This is a genomic window from Sulfitobacter mediterraneus, from assembly GCF_003054325.1.
Classification (GTDB): Bacteria; Pseudomonadota; Alphaproteobacteria; order Rhodobacterales; family Rhodobacteraceae; genus Sulfitobacter; species Sulfitobacter mediterraneus.
This window is the reverse complement of record NZ_QBKU01000002.1, coordinates 221,390-239,431: the sequence shown is the minus strand read 5'-3', so window position 1 is coordinate 239,431 and position 18,042 is coordinate 221,390. Positions and strand designations below refer to the sequence as shown.

Genomic DNA, 18,042 nt, shown 5'->3' with positions numbered 1-18,042 from the left:
CTAGGACTTGCACAACAGATGGAGGGAATCGCGTTATGGATCTTGGTATCAAAGGTAAAAAAGCACTGGTGTGCGCATCGTCAAAGGGCCTCGGCCTTGGCTGCGCCGAAGCTTTGGCAGCGGCGGGCGTCAATCTTGTGATGAATGCACGCGGTGCTGAGGCCTTGCAGGCCTCGGCAGAACGGCTGCGTCAGGCTTACGGGGTTGAAATCACCACCGTCGCGGCGGATGTGTCCACCGCAGAGGGCCAAGAGGCCGTGATCGAAGCGGCGGGCGACATTGATATTCTGGTCAACAACGCGGGCGGCCCACCTCCGGGCATGTGGCATGACTGGGACCGCGAGGATTTCATCAAGGCGCTGGATGCCAATATGCTGGCCCCAATTGCCCTGATCAAAGCCAAAGTGCCGGGCATGATGGAGCGTGGCTGGGGCCGGGTGGTCAATATCACCTCGCAATCCGTGCGTGCGCCCATTGGCGTTCTGGGGCTGTCCAATTCGGCCCGCACCGGGCTGACCGGTTATGTCGCGGGCACCTCGCGGCAGGTGGCCGGCAAGGGCGTCACAATCAACAACCTGTTGCCCGGCATTCACGCGACCGACCGCGCCGATATGCTGGATGGCGGTGTGGTAAAAGCACGGGGGATTTCGATAGATGAGGCCCGCGCCGAACGCGCCGCAACCATTCCGGCGGGGCGTTATGGCACTTCGGACGAATTTGGCGCGACCTGTGCATTTTTGTGCTCGCAACATGCGGGCTTTATCGTCGGGCAGAATATTCTGCTGGATGGCGGCGCAACCAATATCACCATGTAATGGCTGAGAAGTTTTCGCTGAAGGATCACCTGTTCAATCCGGATTCGGTGGGTGATCTGGCATCCGAGTTCGCCAGTGCCTTACCCGACTTTGATGCCGCCCGTTTTCAACGGGAGGCGCTGTCAGGTTTTGCTGAACGCGAGCTGTTGGCGCGGATGGACTGGATGGCCGATTGCCTTGAGGGGCAGTTGGCCAGCGATTTTCCCACCATGGCGGCACAGCTTGAGGCCGCGATGCCGCCCGTGCTTGATCCGTCATTGACCGACGATGATTTTGGCCGCTTTATCCACGGCTTGCCCGGCATTCTTGCGGTGCGACACGGGTTGGAGGATCACCGGGAACGGGCGCTTGATCTGCTGTATGAAGCGACAAAACGGTTCTCGATGGAGTTCTATATCCGGCCGTTTCTGAACCGATGGCCGGATGAGACACTGGCGCGGATGGACCGCTGGGTTGAGGATGAAAACTATCACGTACGCCGCTTGGTCAGTGAGGGCACGCGCCCGAAATTGCCATGGGCCAAGGCTGTCACGCTGAGAACTGATCAAACCCTTCCATTGCTGGTACAATTGCATTCGGACAAGACCCGATATGTGACAAGGTCGGTCTCTAACCATCTGAATGATATTGCCAAACTTCAACCGGATGTCGTGGTTGATTTGCTTGGATCTTGGGATGCGATAAGTGACCAAAACACCAAAGAACTGGCGTGGATGACCCGCCATTCCCTGCGCACCTTGATCAAACAAGGACATGGCGGGGCGCTGGATCTGCTTGGCTATCGCGGTGATGTCGATGTGGCCGCGCAGATTAGGCTGGGACAAGACCGCTATGCGATCGGTGATGTCCTCAGTTTTGAGGTGGAGCTGGCCGCCAAGCAAGAGCTGCCTGTGCTGGTGGATTACCGCCTGCGATTTGCGCGGCCGCAGGGCAAGAGCGCGGAAAAGGTGTTTAAGCTCAAGACCGGCAAGATCACTCCCGGCAAACCGCTCAGCCTGTCGAAAAACCATCGGCTCAAGGGGGATGCGACGACGTTTACCCTGCATCCGGGTGCGCATCAGATCATCGTGCAGGTCAATGGGGTGGATGTGGCCACAGCGGATTTTGACCTGACCTGAGGGATGACAGCCCATCACATTCGTGACAGCAAAGCCCGTGGCAACTGGCGGGGCCGGGTGGGCTGCACTAAGGCTGATCGCAAATGTGATCTGCGAAAGGCCCTGCCATGCAAACCCCTGTTCTGATTGCGCTCTTTGCGGCAATCCTTATTGCCAGCCTGCTGGTTGCACCGCGCCGCGCCAGCGTTGAGGGGTTCTTTGGAGGGCAGGGGGCGGATGGCCGTGCGCCCGGTCTTTGGGTCTTGGTCCTGTCGCAGGTGACCACGTGGATATTTGCCCGATCCCTGATGAACGCGGCGATTTTAGGCTATTATTACGGGATCGCGGGCACATTGGCCTATGCCGCCTATTACGGATCGTTTCTGACGGGCGGCTATATTGTCGGCCATTTGCGGCGCGGTGGTGCTGGGTCGATGCAGGATTGGTTGCAGGGACGTTTCGGCGCGGTTGGGACAGGTTGCTATAACCTCGTGATTGCGCTGCGACTGTTGTCAGAGGTGTTTGCCAACCTGCTGGTGGTCGGGCTGATTTTCAACGCTGTGCTTGCGGGCAGCGGCACGGGCGCGATCTTGATCGTTGCAGTGCTGGGGCTGGCCTATTCGGCGTGGGGCGGATTGTCTGCGGCATTGCGCACGGATGTTTTGCAAATGGCCGTATTTCTGGTGGTGTTTGGTCTGGCCTTCGGGGCGCTTGTGACAGCACCGGGGTTTGACTTGCCCGCCGTTTTGAGCGCACCGGGTGTGTCGGGCGCCTATAATGGCTGGGTGCTGCTGGCAGTCGCCGCCTTGCAGGTATTCTCATATCCCGCTCATGACCCGGTGATGATGGATCGGGGATTTATCGCGGATGCGGCGACGACAAAGCGGTCGTTTCTGCACGCTTTCTGGATTTCGACCCTCTGCATCATCGGTTTTGGCTTTTTCGGCATTCAGGCCGGGCTGTCCGGCGCGGCTTATGAAGGGCAATTGATTGGCACCTGGGCTGGTATGTTTCCGCCTTGGGTCTTTGTGGCGCTGATGATTTCGCTGCTGGTCTCGGCGCTCAGCACTTTGGATTCGGCCCTGTCCTCAGCGGCGCGGCTGGTGGTTGAGGAGCTGCGCCTCGCGCCGCGATCTTTGGGAGGCGGGCGTATTGTGATGCTTGCATTTATGGCCGCTGGCACGGCGCTCACGCTGTGGGGCAATGCAACGCTGTTTGATGCAGTGGCGGTGTCTGGCACCGCTTCGATGTTTCTCACGCCGGTTCTGATCGTTGGGTTGGTGATGGGGCGGCCTGTGGCGCTTTGGGCCTATGTGGTGGCCTTTGGCGCGGCGATCTTGGGCGCGTTTGCCTATTTCGCCCGCAGTTGGCCGACGCTGGCGGCATTCCTGCCGGAGGGGCATAAATACGAACAACTGCTGGTGATCTGCGTGGTGGTTTTGGTCGCAGGCTTTGCCGCAGTGCTTGCGGGGATGCGGCGGGGCTGATAGCTGGTTTCCGAGTGATTTTATCGGATACCCATGACTGCCCCTGTTCCCCGCCTTGAGATCAAAGACCTGCGCCGCACCTATGAGGGGCGTCCGGTTGTAGATGGTGTGTCCTTGCAGATCATGCCGGGGCAGGTGACCTGTCTGCTTGGCCCGTCTGGCTGTGGCAAATCCACGACATTGCGCATGATTGCAGGCGTCGAAATGCAGGACAGCGGCACGATCAATGTGGATGGCAAGCTGATCTGTGACACGGTGTTCCGCGTCCCGCCCGAGCGGCGCGAGATTGGTCTGATGTTTCAGGACTTTGCGCTGTTCCCGCATCTGAGCGTGGCCGACAATGTGGGTTTTGGCCTGAAGACCGGCACCAAGGCAGAAAAACGCAAGCGGATCGAAGAGCTTCTGGAACGTGTTGATCTAAAACGGTTTATCGACGGATATCCGCATCAGCTTTCGGGCGGCGAACAACAACGTGTGGCACTGGCCCGCGCCCTTGCACCGCGCCCGCAGATCATGCTGATGGATGAGCCGTTCTCGGGCCTCGACAACCGGTTGCGCGATGGCATTCGCGATGAAACCCTGAGCATCCTGAAAGAAGAAGATACCGCCGTTTTGCTGGTGACGCATGAGCCCGATGAGGCGATGCGCATGGCCGATGAAATTGCCCTGATGCGCAACGGCAAGATCGTGCAACAAGGTGCGCCCTACAACGTTTACACCCGTCCAATTGACCGCGCCTCGGTGGCGTTTTTCAGTGATGCCAATGTGTTGCGGGCATCGGTGTCGGGCGCCTTGGCGCAGACCCCATTTGGCCGGTTTCTGGCCCCCGGTGTGCCCGATGGCACCGCAGTTGATATCGTATTCCGGCCCCAGCACGTGCGCATCGACTTTGATCGCGGTGGCAAAGGGCCAGCGCCCACCGCAACGGATGGTGCGGCGGCGCGGGCCGTGGTGGAGCGGGCGCGCTTTATGGGCAACGAAAGCCTGGTGGAATTTCGCATGGATCACGACGGTTCGATGCTCAAGGCGACTGTACCCAATGTGTTCCTGCCCCAACCCGGTGCAGTGATGTGGCTGACCATTCGGCGCGATAAATGTTTTGTGTTTCCAGTCGCTTGACCGGAGGCAGGTCTAGGAGGGATTGATCATGGCGCAGACGTTGCTGGTGGAATTTGGCATGGGGTCGTCGCTGCGGCGGGGTGATTATACCCAAGCGGCAAAACGCGCGGTGCAAGACGCGCTTTGGCACAATTCGATCAATCTGGCAGAGCTGTTCGGCTTTGACAAAACCGACATGCAGATCACCCTCGATGTGGGCGTGCAAAAGCCCGAAGAGGTGGATGCCGATGCTCTGCGGGAGGTGTTCCCCTATGGCGAGGTGACGGTGAACGTCCAACGCGGCGGCTTGGACGTGCCACGCCCCGATGGCGATGGCCATCCGACGATCATGGCCAATGTGGCGCTGTCCGTCGGCTTCGAGATGGAGCGGGAAGATGCGTAATACCAAAGACCATCAGCGCGTCATCATCGAAATGGGCATGGGCAATGATCTGCACGGTATGGATTATACCAAGGCCGCCGCCCGCGCGATTGAGGATGCGTTTCGCCATTCCTCACTGCCGATCTTTGGCGTCACGGGGCTGGATCACGCGGATATGCGGGTGCAGGTGACGGTCGCAGTGCAGGAGCCGGACAAGCTGGATCTGGATGTGCTCACGGCGAAACTGCCCCGCGGCAAGGCGGTGGTCACAGCCGTGTTTGGCGGATTGAACGTGCCGGCGGGCGGTGAGACTATTGTGATTGCCCAAGCCAGTGTTGAGGCGTTTTTGCCGCCGCAGACCGGTTGGAAAATCAAGGGCTGATCAACTGTCCGCGTATGGCTGATAATCTGCAATGGTTTTGCCCGGCTCATCAACAAACAGCTCCGGCAGGGCCTCGGTTGTTTCAATAAGGTCAAGCCGGAACACCCTGAAACCATTGCGCAATTCGCACCACGATGTGAGCGTCCAGACACGGCCCCAGTATTCCATATGCAAAGGCCGGATCACCCGGCTGGTCACATTCCCCTCGCGCGAGGTATAGGTCAGACGCACTTTCTGCCGGGCTTTGATGGCGCTGCGTAGCAAGGCCATGTGGCTGAGGTTCCGGGTCGCATCGGCAAAGGGATAGACCGCAAATTTCCACGCCTGCGCCTCGGCGATGGTGCGGGCGGGCAGCACGGCGTCGATCTTGTCGGCCAGCGTGTCGGCGGCGGTTTTGAGATCCTGATCGGCGGCCTGCGCCACAACCGCGAGCCCAAGGTTGAGCGCCTCCAGCTCGGCTGAGGTCAAGGTCAGCGGCGGCAGGCTGATCGCTTCGGTGATCATATAGCCGACACCGCGCTCCCCCTCGACAGGCACGCCGGAGCCAACCAGCGTGTCCATATCGCGGTAGATCGTGCGAGTGGACACCTCCAGACGTGCGGCGATGTCCTGCGCGCGGTGCAGTTTGCCGTCGCGCAGGATCTGGATGATGTCAAAAAGACGGTCGCTGCGGCGCATATTACTCCTTTTGGTACATGATCTTGGCATGACGGAGGGCCACGTCATCCGGGGCAATCATCGACATCATTGGCGCGGCGGCGGGATCGGCCATCATCTGTTCGGCAACTGTCTGGGCGGATTGCAAGTCAGTCCAGACAATGTGGTCGGTCCACAAACCATCGTTGTCCATCGAAAGGGTTCGCCCCAGAACAGCGCCACTTTTGCGCAGGATCGGATCAATGGCCGCCGCAGCGCTGACAAAGGCAGCGGGATCGGCACCGTCGAGCAGGCGAAATGTGACAACTTCGGCAACTTGGGTGGTCTCAGACATGGGATACTCCTTTTCATGTGTGAGGCCGTCTTACCCATCTGCAACTGACATAAACCTGTCAGTTGAGTGTCGCAAGTGCCTGATTTTTTGCGTTGCAGGCCCATGCAACCCGCCACAAATGGCGTTTGCCCTTCCTGTCTTGGGGCAAGCGGCCTAAAACCAATGCTGAAAAACGGTCGCCTCCGGGGCGGCGGACAGAAACGGAGAAGCAAAATGTTGAATAATATCGGATTGCCGGGCCTGCTGCTTATTGCGGTTGTGGTGCTGGTTCTTTTTGGTCGCGGCAAAATCTCATCGTTGATGGGCGAAGTCGGCAAGGGCATCACCAGCTTTAAAAAGGGCATCAACGAGGGCGAGAAGGAGCTGGCGGACCAGTCCGAGATCGCTGAAGAAGAGACCGCTTCGGAAAAAGACAAGGTCTAAGGGATGTTCGATCTGGGCTGGACCGAACTATTGGTCGTTGGCATCGTTGCGTTGATCGTGGTGGGGCCAAAGGATCTGCCTGTGTTGTTCCGGCGTGTCGGGCAATTTGTGGGCAAGGCCAAAGGCATGGCGCGTGAATTCAGCACGGCGATGAATGACGCCGCAGATGACAGCGGCATGCGCGAGATGTCCAGCAGCATCAACAAATCCATTAAGGCGGCCACCAATCCGGTGGGGACGGCGATGGATGGTGTCAAATCCGCAGCCTCATCGTTGACCAACCTTGATCCCGAAAGCGAAACCGGAAAGCTGGCGGCAGAGCGGGAGGCGGACCGCAAAAAGATCGAAGCTTCCACCGCACGCGCCGCAGCAGAGCGCAAGCAGCGTGAGGCGACCGAGGCCTTGGCCAAAGCCGAAGCGGCAGAGGCGGATGTGACCGCTCCTGCGGCGGAAAAGCCAGCTACCAAGAAACCTGCCGCCAAGAAACCTGCCACCAAGAAACCTGCCGCGAAAAAGCCGGCTGCGAAAAAGGCGCCGGCCAAGAAGCCTGCTGCCAAAAAAGCGCCAGCCAAGAAAACCGCTGCCAAGACCGCCGCGACCAAAAAAGAGTAAATCATGAGCGCCACCGAAGACATCGACGACAGCGCCGCGCCGCTGATTGAACATCTGGCAGAATTGCGCACGCGGCTGATCCGGTCGGTGCTGGCGTTTTTGGTCGGGATGATCATTTGTTTTGCCTTTGGTAGTGCGATCCTCGATTTTCTCTTGGTGCCAATTGAAAACACCATGCGGAACCTCGGCAATCCCAACCCGGTGATGCAGTACACAGCGCCGCAGGAATACTTTTTCACCTTGATCCGCATCTCGATGGTGGGCGGTCTCGCGATCAGTTTTCCGGTGATTGCCAACCAGTTGTGGCGCTTTGTTGCGCCGGGCCTTTACAAGAACGAAAAATCGGCGTTCCTGCCGTTTCTGGTCGCATCACCTGCGTTGTTTTTGCTGGGGGCGGCGTTTGCCCATTATGTGGTTGTGCCGCTGGCGATGCAATTCTTCCTTGGGTTTTCTGATGCGGCCTCCTACCTCGCGGCGCTGGTTGTAGATGGGGATGGCCGCAAAAGCGGTATCGACATCGTGTTCAACGGTAAGGTCAACGAGAGCCTTGATATCACACTGAAAATGATCGTCGCCTTTGGCCTTTGTTTCCAGCTGCCTGTGCTTTTGACCCTGATGGGCAAGGCCGGTCTGGTCAGCACCGAAGGTCTGCGCAATGTGCGCAAATATGCGGTCGTCGGCATCCTTTTGCTCGCCGCACTGGTGACACCGCCGGATGTTGTGACCCAGCTGATCCTGTTTGTTGTGGTTTACGGTCTTTACGAGGTGTCGATCTTCCTAGTGAGCCGCGTCGAGGCCAAACGTGAGGCACGTCTGCGGGCCGAAGGGTTCTATGACGACGAAGACGATCTGTTGGCCGAATTCGACGACGAAGAGGTGGACGACGAGGACGACCTGAAGTGACCATAGATCCGATGGAACGTATCGCAGCGGCGCTAGAACGCATGGCCCCTGCGCCTTTGGACGCGCCTGATTTTGACGCCGCCACTGCCTTTGTCTGGCACACGGATCCAGATCGGCTTGAACCGGTTGGGAACGTGTCGCGTGTCGATCTGGGGCTTTTGGTCGGCATAGACCGGTCGCGCGATACATTGCATGCCAACACCCGCCAGTTTGCGGCGGGCCTGCCAGCCAACAATGCGCTGCTTTGGGGGGCGAGGGGCATGGGGAAATCCAGCCTTGTCAAAGCGATACACGCCGATGTTCACGCCAGCCATGACCGGCTGCGGATTGTGGAGTTGCAGCGCGAAGACCTGCCATCAGTGGGGCGTTTGCTGTCGCTACTGCGCGGTGCGCCGCAGCGGTTTATCCTGTTCTGTGATGATCTGAGCTTTGGTCATGATGACGCGCATTACAAATCGCTCAAAGCGGTTCTGGATGGCGGGATCGAAGGGCGGCCGGACAATGTGGTGCTGTATGCCACCTCAAATCGTCGCCATCTGATGCCGCGCGATATGATCGAAAATGAACGTGGATCGGCGATCAACCCGTCTGAGGCGGTCGAGGAAAAGGTATCCCTATCGGATCGCTTTGGCCTTTGGCTTGGTTTTCATCCCTGCGATCAGGACCAATACCTGGCGATGATCCGGGGCTATTGCGACGCCCATGGGGTGCAGATCAGCGATGATGATCTGCGGGCCGAGGCGATTGAATGGCAGGCCACACGCGGCGCACGGTCGGGCCGCGTGGCGTGGCAGTATTTTGTCGATCTGGCGGGCCGCAAGGGTGTGACGCTGGGCTAAACCCTTGATCAGCCGTTGATAAACGGCTCGGGATCGACGCTATCAAACCCTTTGCGCACTTCGAAATGCACATAGGCATCATCGCCGCTGCGCAGCTTGGCGATGGATTGACCGCGCGCGACCTTGTCACCTTTCTTAACGCTGACATCGGTGACGTTTGCATAGACCGTGAGCAAATTGTCGGCGTGGCGGACCACTACAATCGGCACGCCCTCAGCGTTCTTGGTGATCGCAGCAACGGTGCCCTTGTCGGCGGCTTTCACCGCGGCGCCCGCAGCGGCTTTGATGTTGATGCCTTCATTTCGGCCCTTGGAATAGCCCCGAATGATGCTGCCCTTTACCGGCGTCAAAAGCTTGCCTGCCTTCGCTGTTTTGGTGGGCTTTCCGACATCGGCCACAGGTTTGGCTGGCGCGGCTTTTTCCTTTTGGGTCAGCGGCTTGGCCGTGCTGTCTTGCGGCAATGGTTTGGCCGCAGAGGGCGGTGTTGGTGTTGGCGATCCGGCACCGGGCAGGGTGGTGGTCGCGGCGGCCTTCGGCGCAGCGGCTGCGGTCTTTTTGGCCGTGGTGGGCTGCGGTTTGCGCTTTGGCGGGGCCTGTTGCGGCACGGGGATCAGCAGGAACTGACCCTCACGCAATGCGAAATCGGCACCAAGTCCGTTCCATTCGGCCAGATCCTTGACCGGCACCGCATAAAGCCGCGCGATGGTATAGGCGGTCTCGCCGCGCTCTACCTGATGGCGGATTGGCTCTTTGCCGGTTTGCACAGGCTCAGCCTTTGGCTTGGCTGCGGGTTTGGAAGGCGGCAGGGCGGCGGTTTCCACGGCCGGTGTTTCCGGCGCACGGGCAATGGCCCCTTCGGCAATGCTCGTGATATCCAATGGTTTGATGGGTCCGGTGCCTGCTGCGCCTGTCGCGGGCGAAGGCTCGGCAACGCGGTTGGGCAGCGCGATGATCTCACCTTTGCGCAGGGCCACGTCGACCTCGATCCCGTTGTAGCTGGCCAATGTGGACGCATCTGCGCCGACCCGTGCGGCCACGTCATCCAACGTGTCGCCGCGCCGGGCGACCGCAACCTGATAGCTGGGATAAGAGATGATCCCGCGATCGTCGGGCTTGGGGCGTTTGGCCAGAGGGCCGGTGGCCGCTTCGGCGGTGCTGAAACCGCCGCCGAGGCCGCGCAGGTCGAAATCAAGTGGCTGATCGCCGCAAGCGGCCAGAATAACGGCGCTGCCGCCTGCCAACAGGGTCAGCCGCGCGCGGCGGCGTATCAATGAACGGTGCATCTGCATGTCCTCATCCGCGTCTATTCCGTGTCGTCCGGAATTTTCGCATACCATAATGTATTTATCCGTCTTTGCCCAACCCTTCCAACAGGGGAACAAAGCGGACAGAGCGTAATTCGTCATATTCGAGGCCATCGGCGGATTTTCGCACGCGGATCAGGTGCTGCACCGCATCCGATTGGCCCACAGGCAGCACCATGATGCCGCCTTCCTTGAGCTGTGCCAGCAGCGGACCGGGCGGGTCTTCGGCGGCGGCGGTCACGATGATGCGGTCAAACGGTGCCTGTTCGGACAAGCCAAAGCTGCCGTCGGCGGTGATGGCGGTGATATTGTGCATGTCCAGCGCGTCAAAGATGCTGCGGGCCTCCTGGACCAAACGGCGGTGCCGGTCGATGGTGTAGACTCGGCGCGCCAGTTTGCTGAGGATGGCCGCCTGATAGCCAGAACCGGTGCCGATCTCCAGCACCTTGTCGCGCGGGCTGATTTCAAGGGCTTGGGTCATCAGGCCCACCACAGAGGGCTGGCTGATGGTCTGGCCGCAGGCAATCGGCAGCGGCATGTCCTCATAGGCGCGTTCGGAAAACAGCCCCTTGATGAACGGCCCGCGATCCACCGCTTCCATGGCCGACAGCACACGGTTGTCCGTCACCCCCTTGGAGCGCAACGCATATAGGAACTGCATCTTGCGTTCGGCATCAGAGGTGGCGGGATCACTCATGTGTTGATGCCATCCAGCGATTGCATCATGTCATGCGCGGTCAGATCGGCCCGCATCGGCGTGACCGAGATATAACCCTCAAGGTTCACGGCTGCATCGGTGCCGGGGGCGGTTTTGATCTGTTGATCACCGCCTCTGATCCACAAAAAGCGGCGGCCCGAGGGCGACAGATGCGGCTCTGTTGAAAAGCCGGTGCCGGGGCGGCGGCCTTGTTCGGCCAGACGGATGCCTTTGACATCCGCGCCGGGTACGGGCGGAAAATTCACGTTGTAAAACAGGCGGTAACCATCGGTCTCGGCTGGTGTGGCGGACAGGATACGGCGAATGACGTCAACGCCGTGCTTGGCGGATGCGTCAAAGGGATTGTCCATGTCGCGGTTGGCGGGGCCATAATACTGCGACAGGGCAATGGCCGGCACACCTTGCAGCGCTGCTTCCATCGCGCCACCAATTGTCCCGGAATAGAGCGTGTTTTCAGCCGAGTTATTGCCACGGTTCACACCTGACAGCACCAGATCGGGTGGGGTGTCCGGCATCACGTCATGCAGCGCGGCCAAAACGCAATCGGCGGGGGATCCTTCGGCGGCAAAGCTGCGCTCGTCCATCTTGGCGATCATCATCGGGTGGGTATAGCTGATGCAATGGCCAACGCCGGATTGCTCAAACGCAGGCGCACAGGTCCAGACCTCGCCGTCCGGTCCGGCAAGGGTTTTGGCAATCTCTTCCAGCACCTTCAGTCCGGGCGCGTTGATACCATCGTCATTTGTGATCAGAATACGCATGAAAGCCCCTTTTTCGCCTTGATAGGCGAGGGGCAGCGACTGGGCAAGGACGGGGGCCTTGCCGAGCTGCAATTAACCCAACAGCAGCGGCTAGAGTTGCGCCAATACCGCAGCGGCCTGGGTTTTGGTGTCGCTCAGCGGGCTGCGATCCTCGCCGGGGAAGAACCGGGCGCGGGTGCCGGTGGGCATAGGCGCGGGTGTGGCGATCTGGATCTTGGGGCCGATGTTGGCGGTTTCGGCCTGCCAAGAGCGGGCCAATGCCATCTGCGCGGCCTTGGAGGCACCATAGCTGCCAAAGAACTTCTCTCCCGCGCAAGGGTCGTCAAAGAACACCGCTTGACCGGATTGCCCCAGCAAGGGCGCAACATAGGTGATCAGCCGCGATGTGGCGGTGACGTTGATGTCCATGGATTTGGCCAGATGTTTGGCATCCACATGATCGGCAGGGGCCAAGGGCGCGGCGTGAATGGCGGTGTGCATCCAAAGATCAAGGCTGCCCCAACGGCCATGGATGCCCTTGCACAGCACCGCCATGGCATCGGCGGTGGTGATGTCCATCGGCGCCAGCGTGGCGCTGCCGCCTGCGGCTTGGATGCGGTCGTCCAGCTCTTCCAATGCGCCGGTGGTACGGGCCACAGCGATGATGTGATGGGTGGGGGCCAATGCCTCTGCCAGAGCGGCACCGAGGCCGCGCGAGGCGCCAGTGATCAATACGGTTTTTGTCATGGGCGCGGTTTGCACCTCGCGGCCTTGCGCGTCAAGGCTGCTGTCAGGTTTGGGGCAGTTTCATCAAGGTGGTTTTGCCGCGTTTGGCCAAGACCAGACTGTCCTCACTGATCGCGGCCACGATGCCCCCTGCGACCTTATCACCCACGGCAACCCGTTCAAACTTGCCACGGTTGGTGCGGATCAATGCGCCGGGGGCGGCGTTGCTTCCAAAAATGCCGATCAATGCGGTGCGTTCCAAGCGAACTTGTTCAGTGGCCAGCTTGGCCACTTGTGGGGGCGTCTGCCCCTGTGATGTCTGCGATGTCATATGTGCCTTCTTGCGCCCGCTGCTTTGCGCGGAGTGCTTAACTGGTGTCGTGTTAACGGGCAGCTAACAACGGTTGTGAGAAGGTAAAAGGGGGGTGCCTTGACGTCAGCCAAAGCCTGCCAGTGGGACGGCGGAGATTAGCCGACCGAGGCGGTTTTCAGATGATAACAAAAGGTCATCTGCGCCAGATGGGCAATGGCCTGTTCCGGCAGAGGCTGGGTGAGATCCACTGCCAGACGCCGCCGCCCGTCATTTTGTGGCAAATCGGGGTAGAGGCTCTGCATCCGGCTGGCCAGATCGGTTTTGCAATCGACAAACAGGGGCAGGTGATCGGGATCACCACTGTCCCAGCTGACGCGCAGGGTCGATCCCGTGCGCGGTTTGATTGGCCGCCATGAAGGCTGCCCCCATTTCAGACTTTCATCCAGATCGCCAATGCCAGCGGCCCCTGCCACATCGTGAAAAATGGCGCGGCAGGCCCAAAGCCCTTGCTGGGCTGGGCCGGACCATTTGGCAATCAAAGCCAAAAGCGGGGCGGGAGCATGTTCCATGCTGTGGGTTATGTCATGAGATGCTGACAAAACCTGGCAGGAGGTTGGCCCCCGACCTGCATCGCGGGTTAGGGGCCAACCGGTCAAAGGCGCTTGCGAAAGATCACCTTGTCATCGCCATCGGCCCAAAAGTCCCGGATACGGGCCTCTTGGTCATATCCGGCGGCGTCATAAAACCGGCGCGTGGATGCGAATGCCTCCAACCCGGAGGTTTCCACAATCAGCAATCGCTGAGCGGTCTCGCGCAGCTGTGCCTCTGTGGCGCGGACAAGGTCTGCGCCGTGCCCTTTGCCCTGATGCTCCGGCGCGATGGCGATGGCCAGCATGTTCCACGCCCCTTCGGCAAGCATTTCAGGTTCGCTATAGCTGAACCCGATGGCGGTGCCGTCCAGCTGTGCGGTCAGCCACAGCGCAGGGCTGCTGCCGTCCAAGGCAGGTTCCAGCATATCCTTGAGCATGTCGGAAGGAAAAAGCTCTGTCTGATCAAGGATTTGCCCAAGGGCAGGGATGTCATCGGCGCGGGTTGGTGTGATGGTCATAGTCATATCATTGCCTATCTGTTGTCGAGTTGTGCGCGGACACAGGCCAGACCCTGCTGTGTGACCCTGTAGGGACGTCCGCGTGTAGATTTGATGAACCGCCGTTTCTTGAGGCGGTCAAAGAGGGAAAGCGTGCAATCGTCCAGCAGATGTCCCTGCCGTGTGTAACAACTGACGCTGTTGATTTTGCCGTTCGGCATACGTTCGAAATGAATTGCGCCGCCCTGTGCAAGGACGTGCAAAACACGTTGTTCGTGTTTTGAGATGTTCACTGTGATGTCTCGTGGATTTACGTCAACACAAAACGCCCACCGGCCTGACGCGCGGTAGGGGTTTGGGTTAGGTCGATCCGGTTGGCCGGATCTTAGTGGCGGACCACAATCGTAGACATAAACACTCCATCATATCGCGGCTGGGCGATACGTTGAGGCTCAGATAGGGGGCAGTGCAGGATCACGCAAGCGCCGCCATGGGGCTTGCGCACAAGTGTTGCTATTCCGCCGCTGGCTTCATCTCAAAGCCGTGGCTGATCTGATCGGCAGGGGTGACCGGATATTCGCCCGAGAAACAGGCATCGCAATATTGTGGGCAATTCTTATCGCGGCCCTTGGTTTCACCCACCGCACGGTACAACCCGTCGAGCGAGATGAACTTGAGGCTGTCCACTGCCAGATGTTCGCGCATTTCGTCTTCGGACATGGTCGCGGCCAGCAATTTTTCCCGCTGCGGTGTGTCGACCCCATAAAAACAGGGCCATGCTGTGGGCGGCGATGCAATACGGAAGTGCACTTCCTTGGCGCCTGCATCAAGGATCATTTCCTTGATCTTACGGCTGGTTGTGCCGCGCACAACGCTATCGTCCACCAAGATCACCCGCTTGCCCTTGATCAAAGCGCGGTTGACGTTCAGCTTCAGGCGCACACCCATGTTGCGGATCTGTTCGGTTGGCTCGATGAACGTGCGGCCCATGTATTGGTTGCGAATGATCCCCATCGCATAGGGGATGCCGGATTCCAGCGAGAAACCGATCGCTGCGGGCGTGCCACTGTCCGGAACGGGGCAGACCAGATCCGCCTCAACCGGGCTTTCCTTGGCCAATTCGCGGCCAATGTTTTCGCGGGTTTCATAGACGGACCGACCACCCAGAATGCTGTCAGGACGGCTGAAGTAGACATGTTCAAAGATACAGAACCGCGAGGCCTGACGGCGGAAGGGGAAATGCGATTCAAGCCCTTTGGAGGTGATGACCACCATCTCGCCCGGTTCAATCTCACGTACAAATTCCGCGCCGATGATATCCAGCGCACAGGTTTCCGAACTCAATGCCCAGCCGTCACCGACCTTGCCCAGAACCAGCGGGCGCACGCCCAATGGATCACGCACACCAATCAGCTTGGTGCGGGTCATCGCCACCACGGAAAACGCACCTTCAACCCGCCGCAGGGCGTCTTCCATGCGTTCGGGGATGTTGCGTTGCAAGGAACGAGCCATCAGGTGAATGATGCATTCACTGTCGGACGAAGATTGGAAAATGCTGCCCCGTTCGATCAATTCACGGCGCAGGGCCTCGGCGTTGGTGATATTGCCGTTGTGGGCAATGGCCGCGCCGCCCATGGCAAATTCGCCAAAGAACGGCTGTACATCGCGGATCGCGGTGGGGCCTTTATTGCCGGACGTGGAATAGCGCACATGCCCGATAGCCAGCGGGCCGGGCAGGGTTTCCATGACGTCTTGCGAGGTGAAGTTATCGCGCACGTAGCCAAAGCGGCGGGCAGATTGGAAACCGGCGTCGGGGTGATGGCTGACAATGCCGCCGGCCTCTTGGCCGCGATGTTGCAAAGCGTGCAGGCCGAGGGCGACAAAATTGGCAGCGTCGGCAACGCCGATCACGCCGAACACCCCGCATTCTTCCTTGAGTTTATCACCATCGTCACTATCGCGCAGATAGGAGGTGTCAAAGGGATGGGCGGGAGGCATGATCTTGGACAACGGTGAGGCTCCGAATCCGGCTAACAGACAACGCCTGTTTAGGGGGAATGATCGCCCATGTCACCCCGCAAGAACGTCTGATCTGGGCGGTTTTCGACTTTGCCAGTAACCGTGACCGGATTGCCGTTGTCAGGGGGCAGGGCGCGGGGCTTATTGCCCGCAGTTGCCCACCAATGCCTCATAGCGCGAGGTGATCCAGCCCATGGCCTCTTCTGGGTTTTGGTCTTCGATCTGGCCGGTAAACTGACCAAACACAGCGGCAGAGCGGCTTTCGTCCACAATGGTGTATTGCTGGCCGGTGATCACGGTGTCGTAGACAAAGAATGCAATCGCAACCAGCAAGATGCCCCGCGCCACGCCAAAAACGAACCCAAGCCCCTGATCCAGACCGCCTAGAACCGAGCGTTGGACCAGCGAGGAAAACAGCGGTGTGAACAGGGATACAACGATCAGCGCAATGGCAAAAACGATGGCAAAGGCGCCAATGATCGACAATTCGCAACTGTCGGCCAGAAATTCACCGACAACCGGAATTTCGCGCACCAAGGGTTCGACGCGCGGCGCAAACAGAAACGCCAGAACCGCTGCCGCGACCCAGCCCACAATTGCCATGCTCTCACGCACCAGCCCACGGCCATAGGCCAGCAGGGCCGACAACACGATGACCAACGCCACCACGCCATCAATAATGGTAAAACCTTCCATCTGCCTTTTGCCTTCCGCTATGGGCCTCAGCCCGCTCCGAATATTTCGCCAACAAACCCGGTGAGATCGCTCATTGTGTTGAGGGTGATCCCAGAGGTGCCAACAGCTTTGCCGCCCGACGGAGCGATGGCGCTGGTAAAACCAAGTTTTTGCGCTTCTTTCAACCTGTTTTCGGTCTGAGAGGCCGGACGCAGGGCACCAGAGAGGCTAATCTCGCCAAAAACCACGGTTTCTGCGGGCAGGGCCACGTCTTCTCTGGCACTGAGAAGCGCGGCAGCGACGGCCAGATCTGCGGCAGGTTCCGAGATTTTCATGCCGCCCGCGACGTTGAGGTACACATCCAGCCCCGCGAACGGGATACCGCAGCGGGCCTCAAGCACCGCAAGGATCATCGCCAGCCGCCCCGAATCCCAGCCCACAACCGTGCGCCGCGCTTGTGAATGCGGTGAGGGGGCGACCAGCGCCTGAAGCTCCACCAACACGGGCCGCGTGCCTTCGATGCCCGCAAACACCACTGATCCGGCGGCGGGTTGCCCGCGTTCACTGAGGAAAAGCGCCGAGGGATTGGTCACTTCGGACAATCCGCGCCCGGTCATTTCAAACACGCCAATCTCGTCGGCGGGGCCAAAGCGGTTTTTCACACTGCGCAGGATGCGGAACTGATGGCCGCGTTCGCCCTCAAAATAGAGCACGGTATCGACCATATGTTCGACCACGCGGGGGCCTGCGATCTGGCCCTCTTTGGTGACATGACCCACCAAAATAACCGAGGTGCCGGTGCGTTTGGCGAAAGCGGTCAACTCATGGCTGGCGGCGCGGACCTGACTAACGGACCCCGGCGCGCTTTCGACGTTGTCGGCCCACATCGTTTGAATGGAATCGATGATCGCCAGTTGCGGGCGCTCTGCATCCAGCGTGGTCAGAATATCGCGCAGGTTTGTTTCGGCGGCCAGTTTCACCGGTGCATCGGCAAGGCCAAGGCGTTGCGCACGCATGCGCACCTGTGCGCTGGCCTCTTCGCCGCTGACATAGATGGTTTTGATGCCGTTTTTGGCAAAATGCGCCGCGGCCTGCAAAAGCAGGGTGGATTTGCCGATGCCCGGATCGCCGCCCACCAGAATGGCCGAGGCAGGAACCAGCCCGCCACCCAATACGCGGTCCAGTTCGGCAATGCCGGAATGGCTGCGCGGCGGCGGCGCTTCTTCGGTGGCCAGATCCGTCAACTCCAGAGAGGAACCGCGCCTTGCGCCCAGCGATTTGCTGGGCGGTCCGGCAGAGATGCCTTTGTCTTCTTGAATGGTGTTCCACTCGCCGCAGCCGTCACAGCGCCCTGACCATTTGTTGAAACTGGCCCCGCAGGCGGCGCAGGAGAATGTCTTGCTCGATTTTGCCATATCGTCTTGTGGCGGA

Annotated in this window: 23 protein-coding genes; 10 read left to right on the top strand and 13 right to left on the bottom strand. The window is 59.7% G+C overall.

All coding sequences use genetic code 11. From position 1 onward, the window contains the following. Positions 1 to 35: 35 nt before the first annotated feature. The 6 genes from C8N31_RS04285 (at position 36) to C8N31_RS04260 (ending at position 5,261) form a co-directional block, all read left to right on the top strand. The gene (locus tag C8N31_RS04285; RefSeq protein WP_025048965.1) at positions 36 to 815 is read left to right on the top strand and encodes an SDR family oxidoreductase; all 780 of its coding nucleotides are present in this window, start codon (positions 36 to 38) and stop codon (positions 813 to 815) included. Further along, positions 815 to 1,933 (top strand): hypothetical protein, encoded by a 1,119-nt coding sequence (locus tag C8N31_RS04280; protein WP_025048966.1) that lies wholly within the window; start codon positions 815 to 817, stop codon positions 1,931 to 1,933. The genes C8N31_RS04285 and C8N31_RS04280 overlap by 1 nt, the downstream gene beginning before the upstream one ends. A gap of 107 nt (positions 1,934 to 2,040) precedes the next feature. After that, positions 2,041 to 3,399, top strand: a complete 1,359-nt coding sequence (locus tag C8N31_RS04275; protein ID WP_025048967.1) for an SLC5/6 family protein — start codon at positions 2,041 to 2,043, stop codon at positions 3,397 to 3,399. Positions 3,400 to 3,432: 33 nt separating this feature from the next. Next, positions 3,433 to 4,518, top strand: coding sequence for an ABC transporter ATP-binding protein (locus C8N31_RS04270; RefSeq protein ID WP_025048968.1), 1,086 nt, complete (start codon positions 3,433 to 3,435; stop codon positions 4,516 to 4,518). A 28-nt stretch (positions 4,519 to 4,546) separates the two neighbouring features. Then, positions 4,547 to 4,900, top strand: coding sequence for a Lin0512 family protein (locus tag C8N31_RS04265; RefSeq protein WP_025048969.1), 354 nt, complete (start codon positions 4,547 to 4,549; stop codon positions 4,898 to 4,900). Further along, positions 4,893 to 5,261: a Lin0512 family protein gene (locus C8N31_RS04260; protein WP_025048970.1), complete on the top strand. Its 369-nt coding sequence runs from the start codon at positions 4,893 to 4,895 to the stop codon at positions 5,259 to 5,261. The genes C8N31_RS04265 and C8N31_RS04260 overlap by 8 nt, the downstream gene beginning before the upstream one ends. Here the strand turns inward: C8N31_RS04260 and C8N31_RS04255 are convergent, their stop codons facing one another. After that, complete coding sequence (locus C8N31_RS04255) at positions 5,262 to 5,939, bottom strand: helix-turn-helix transcriptional regulator (protein ID WP_025048971.1); 678 nt, start codon at positions 5,937 to 5,939, stop codon at positions 5,262 to 5,264. 1 nt (position 5,940) lies between these two features. Further along, complete coding sequence (locus tag C8N31_RS04250) at positions 5,941 to 6,252, bottom strand: hypothetical protein (protein ID WP_025048972.1); 312 nt, start codon at positions 6,250 to 6,252, stop codon at positions 5,941 to 5,943. A 213-nt stretch (positions 6,253 to 6,465) separates the two neighbouring features. Here C8N31_RS04250 and tatA point away from each other — a divergent pair, with 213 nt between their 5' ends. The 4 genes from tatA to C8N31_RS04230 are packed head-to-tail and all read left to right on the top strand — an operon-like array spanning position 6,466 to position 9,029. Beyond that, positions 6,466 to 6,675, top strand: a complete 210-nt coding sequence (gene tatA, locus C8N31_RS04245) for a twin-arginine translocase TatA/TatE family subunit (RefSeq protein WP_025048973.1) — start codon at positions 6,466 to 6,468, stop codon at positions 6,673 to 6,675. A 3-nt stretch (positions 6,676 to 6,678) separates the two neighbouring features. Continuing rightward, the gene (tatB, locus tag C8N31_RS04240; RefSeq protein WP_025048974.1) at positions 6,679 to 7,287 is read left to right on the top strand and encodes a Sec-independent protein translocase protein TatB; all 609 of its coding nucleotides are present in this window, start codon (positions 6,679 to 6,681) and stop codon (positions 7,285 to 7,287) included. 3 nt (positions 7,288 to 7,290) lie between these two features. Beyond that, positions 7,291 to 8,190 (top strand): twin-arginine translocase subunit TatC, encoded by a 900-nt coding sequence (gene tatC / locus C8N31_RS04235; RefSeq protein WP_025048975.1) that lies wholly within the window; start codon positions 7,291 to 7,293, stop codon positions 8,188 to 8,190. After that, positions 8,187 to 9,029, top strand: a complete 843-nt coding sequence (locus C8N31_RS04230) for an ATP-binding protein (RefSeq protein WP_025048976.1) — start codon at positions 8,187 to 8,189, stop codon at positions 9,027 to 9,029. The genes tatC and C8N31_RS04230 overlap by 4 nt, the downstream gene beginning before the upstream one ends. An 8-nt stretch (positions 9,030 to 9,037) precedes the next feature. Here C8N31_RS04230 and C8N31_RS04225 read toward each other — a convergent pair whose 3' ends face one another. From C8N31_RS04225 to radA, 11 genes are all read right to left on the bottom strand, one after another. Then, entirely contained in the window at positions 9,038 to 10,312 is a 1,275-nt protein-coding gene (locus C8N31_RS04225; RefSeq protein ID WP_025048977.1) for a M23 family metallopeptidase, read from the bottom strand. A gap of 61 nt (positions 10,313 to 10,373) precedes the next feature. Beyond that, a complete protein-coding gene (locus tag C8N31_RS04220; protein WP_025048978.1) occupies positions 10,374 to 11,030 on the bottom strand; it encodes a protein-L-isoaspartate(D-aspartate) O-methyltransferase in 657 nt (218 codons plus the stop codon). Continuing rightward, positions 11,027 to 11,812, bottom strand: coding sequence for a 5'/3'-nucleotidase SurE (gene surE, locus C8N31_RS04215; RefSeq protein WP_025048979.1), 786 nt, complete (start codon positions 11,810 to 11,812; stop codon positions 11,027 to 11,029). The genes C8N31_RS04220 and surE overlap by 4 nt, the downstream gene beginning before the upstream one ends. Before the next feature lie 90 nt (positions 11,813 to 11,902). Beyond that, positions 11,903 to 12,538 carry an SDR family NAD(P)-dependent oxidoreductase gene (locus C8N31_RS04210; RefSeq protein ID WP_025048980.1) on the bottom strand — a complete coding sequence of 212 codons (636 nt, stop codon included), beginning with the start codon at positions 12,536 to 12,538 and terminating at the stop codon, positions 11,903 to 11,905. Positions 12,539 to 12,581: 43 nt separating this feature from the next. Further along, positions 12,582 to 12,848 (bottom strand): pilus assembly protein PilZ, encoded by a 267-nt coding sequence (locus tag C8N31_RS04205; protein ID WP_025048981.1) that lies wholly within the window; start codon positions 12,846 to 12,848, stop codon positions 12,582 to 12,584. A 137-nt stretch (positions 12,849 to 12,985) separates the two neighbouring features. After that, positions 12,986 to 13,399, bottom strand: a complete 414-nt coding sequence (locus C8N31_RS04200) for a hypothetical protein (protein ID WP_025048982.1) — start codon at positions 13,397 to 13,399, stop codon at positions 12,986 to 12,988. An 83-nt stretch (positions 13,400 to 13,482) separates the two neighbouring features. Further along, positions 13,483 to 13,938 (bottom strand): GNAT family N-acetyltransferase, encoded by a 456-nt coding sequence (locus C8N31_RS04195; RefSeq protein ID WP_025048983.1) that lies wholly within the window; start codon positions 13,936 to 13,938, stop codon positions 13,483 to 13,485. Between the two features lie 14 nt (positions 13,939 to 13,952). Further along, positions 13,953 to 14,210 carry a YjhX family toxin gene (locus C8N31_RS04190; protein ID WP_025048984.1) on the bottom strand — a complete coding sequence of 86 codons (258 nt, stop codon included), beginning with the start codon at positions 14,208 to 14,210 and terminating at the stop codon, positions 13,953 to 13,955. 220 nt (positions 14,211 to 14,430) lie between these two features. After that, on the bottom strand, positions 14,431 to 15,915 hold the full coding sequence (gene purF, locus C8N31_RS04185) for an amidophosphoribosyltransferase (protein ID WP_025048985.1): 1,485 nt from the start codon (positions 15,913 to 15,915) through the stop codon (positions 14,431 to 14,433). 162 nt (positions 15,916 to 16,077) lie between these two features. Then, positions 16,078 to 16,632 (bottom strand): CvpA family protein, encoded by a 555-nt coding sequence (locus C8N31_RS04180; protein ID WP_025048986.1) that lies wholly within the window; start codon positions 16,630 to 16,632, stop codon positions 16,078 to 16,080. Positions 16,633 to 16,658: 26 nt separating this feature from the next. After that, positions 16,659 to 18,026: a DNA repair protein RadA gene (radA, locus tag C8N31_RS04175; protein ID WP_025048987.1), complete on the bottom strand. Its 1,368-nt coding sequence runs from the start codon at positions 18,024 to 18,026 to the stop codon at positions 16,659 to 16,661. Between the last annotated feature and the right edge of the window lie 16 nt (positions 18,027 to 18,042).

What these genes read in the sequence shown, in the direction of transcription:
- C8N31_RS04220 (WP_025048978.1), bottom strand. Translation starts at nt 11,030, where the DNA reads ATGAGTGATCCCGCCACCTCTGATGCCGAACGCAAGATGCAGTTCCTA.
- C8N31_RS04280 (WP_025048966.1), top strand. Translation starts at nt 815, where the DNA reads ATGGCTGAGAAGTTTTCGCTGAAGGATCACCTGTTCAATCCGGATTCG.
- C8N31_RS04265 (WP_025048969.1), top strand. Translation starts at nt 4,547, where the DNA reads ATGGCGCAGACGTTGCTGGTGGAATTTGGCATGGGGTCGTCGCTGCGG.
- C8N31_RS04200 (WP_025048982.1), bottom strand. Translation starts at nt 13,399, where the DNA reads ATGGAACATGCTCCCGCCCCGCTTTTGGCTTTGATTGCCAAATGGTCC.
- C8N31_RS04275 (WP_025048967.1), top strand. Translation starts at nt 2,041, where the DNA reads ATGCAAACCCCTGTTCTGATTGCGCTCTTTGCGGCAATCCTTATTGCC.
- tatC (WP_025048975.1), top strand. Translation starts at nt 7,291, where the DNA reads ATGAGCGCCACCGAAGACATCGACGACAGCGCCGCGCCGCTGATTGAA.
- C8N31_RS04205 (WP_025048981.1), bottom strand. Translation starts at nt 12,848, where the DNA reads ATGACATCGCAGACATCACAGGGGCAGACGCCCCCACAAGTGGCCAAG.
- C8N31_RS04225 (WP_025048977.1), bottom strand. Translation starts at nt 10,312, where the DNA reads ATGCACCGTTCATTGATACGCCGCCGCGCGCGGCTGACCCTGTTGGCA.
- radA (WP_025048987.1), bottom strand. Translation starts at nt 18,026, where the DNA reads ATGGCAAAATCGAGCAAGACATTCTCCTGCGCCGCCTGCGGGGCCAGT.
- purF (WP_025048985.1), bottom strand. Translation starts at nt 15,915, where the DNA reads ATGCCTCCCGCCCATCCCTTTGACACCTCCTATCTGCGCGATAGTGAC.
- C8N31_RS04180 (WP_025048986.1), bottom strand. Translation starts at nt 16,632, where the DNA reads ATGGAAGGTTTTACCATTATTGATGGCGTGGTGGCGTTGGTCATCGTG.
- C8N31_RS04255 (WP_025048971.1), bottom strand. Translation starts at nt 5,939, where the DNA reads ATGCGCCGCAGCGACCGTCTTTTTGACATCATCCAGATCCTGCGCGAC.
- C8N31_RS04270 (WP_025048968.1), top strand. Translation starts at nt 3,433, where the DNA reads ATGACTGCCCCTGTTCCCCGCCTTGAGATCAAAGACCTGCGCCGCACC.
- C8N31_RS04210 (WP_025048980.1), bottom strand. Translation starts at nt 12,538, where the DNA reads ATGACAAAAACCGTATTGATCACTGGCGCCTCGCGCGGCCTCGGTGCC.
- C8N31_RS04250 (WP_025048972.1), bottom strand. Translation starts at nt 6,252, where the DNA reads ATGTCTGAGACCACCCAAGTTGCCGAAGTTGTCACATTTCGCCTGCTC.
- C8N31_RS04285 (WP_025048965.1), top strand. Translation starts at nt 36, where the DNA reads ATGGATCTTGGTATCAAAGGTAAAAAAGCACTGGTGTGCGCATCGTCA.
- tatB (WP_025048974.1), top strand. Translation starts at nt 6,679, where the DNA reads ATGTTCGATCTGGGCTGGACCGAACTATTGGTCGTTGGCATCGTTGCG.
- tatA (WP_025048973.1), top strand. Translation starts at nt 6,466, where the DNA reads ATGTTGAATAATATCGGATTGCCGGGCCTGCTGCTTATTGCGGTTGTG.
- surE (WP_025048979.1), bottom strand. Translation starts at nt 11,812, where the DNA reads ATGCGTATTCTGATCACAAATGACGATGGTATCAACGCGCCCGGACTG.
- C8N31_RS04195 (WP_025048983.1), bottom strand. Translation starts at nt 13,938, where the DNA reads ATGACCATCACACCAACCCGCGCCGATGACATCCCTGCCCTTGGGCAA.
- C8N31_RS04260 (WP_025048970.1), top strand. Translation starts at nt 4,893, where the DNA reads ATGCGTAATACCAAAGACCATCAGCGCGTCATCATCGAAATGGGCATG.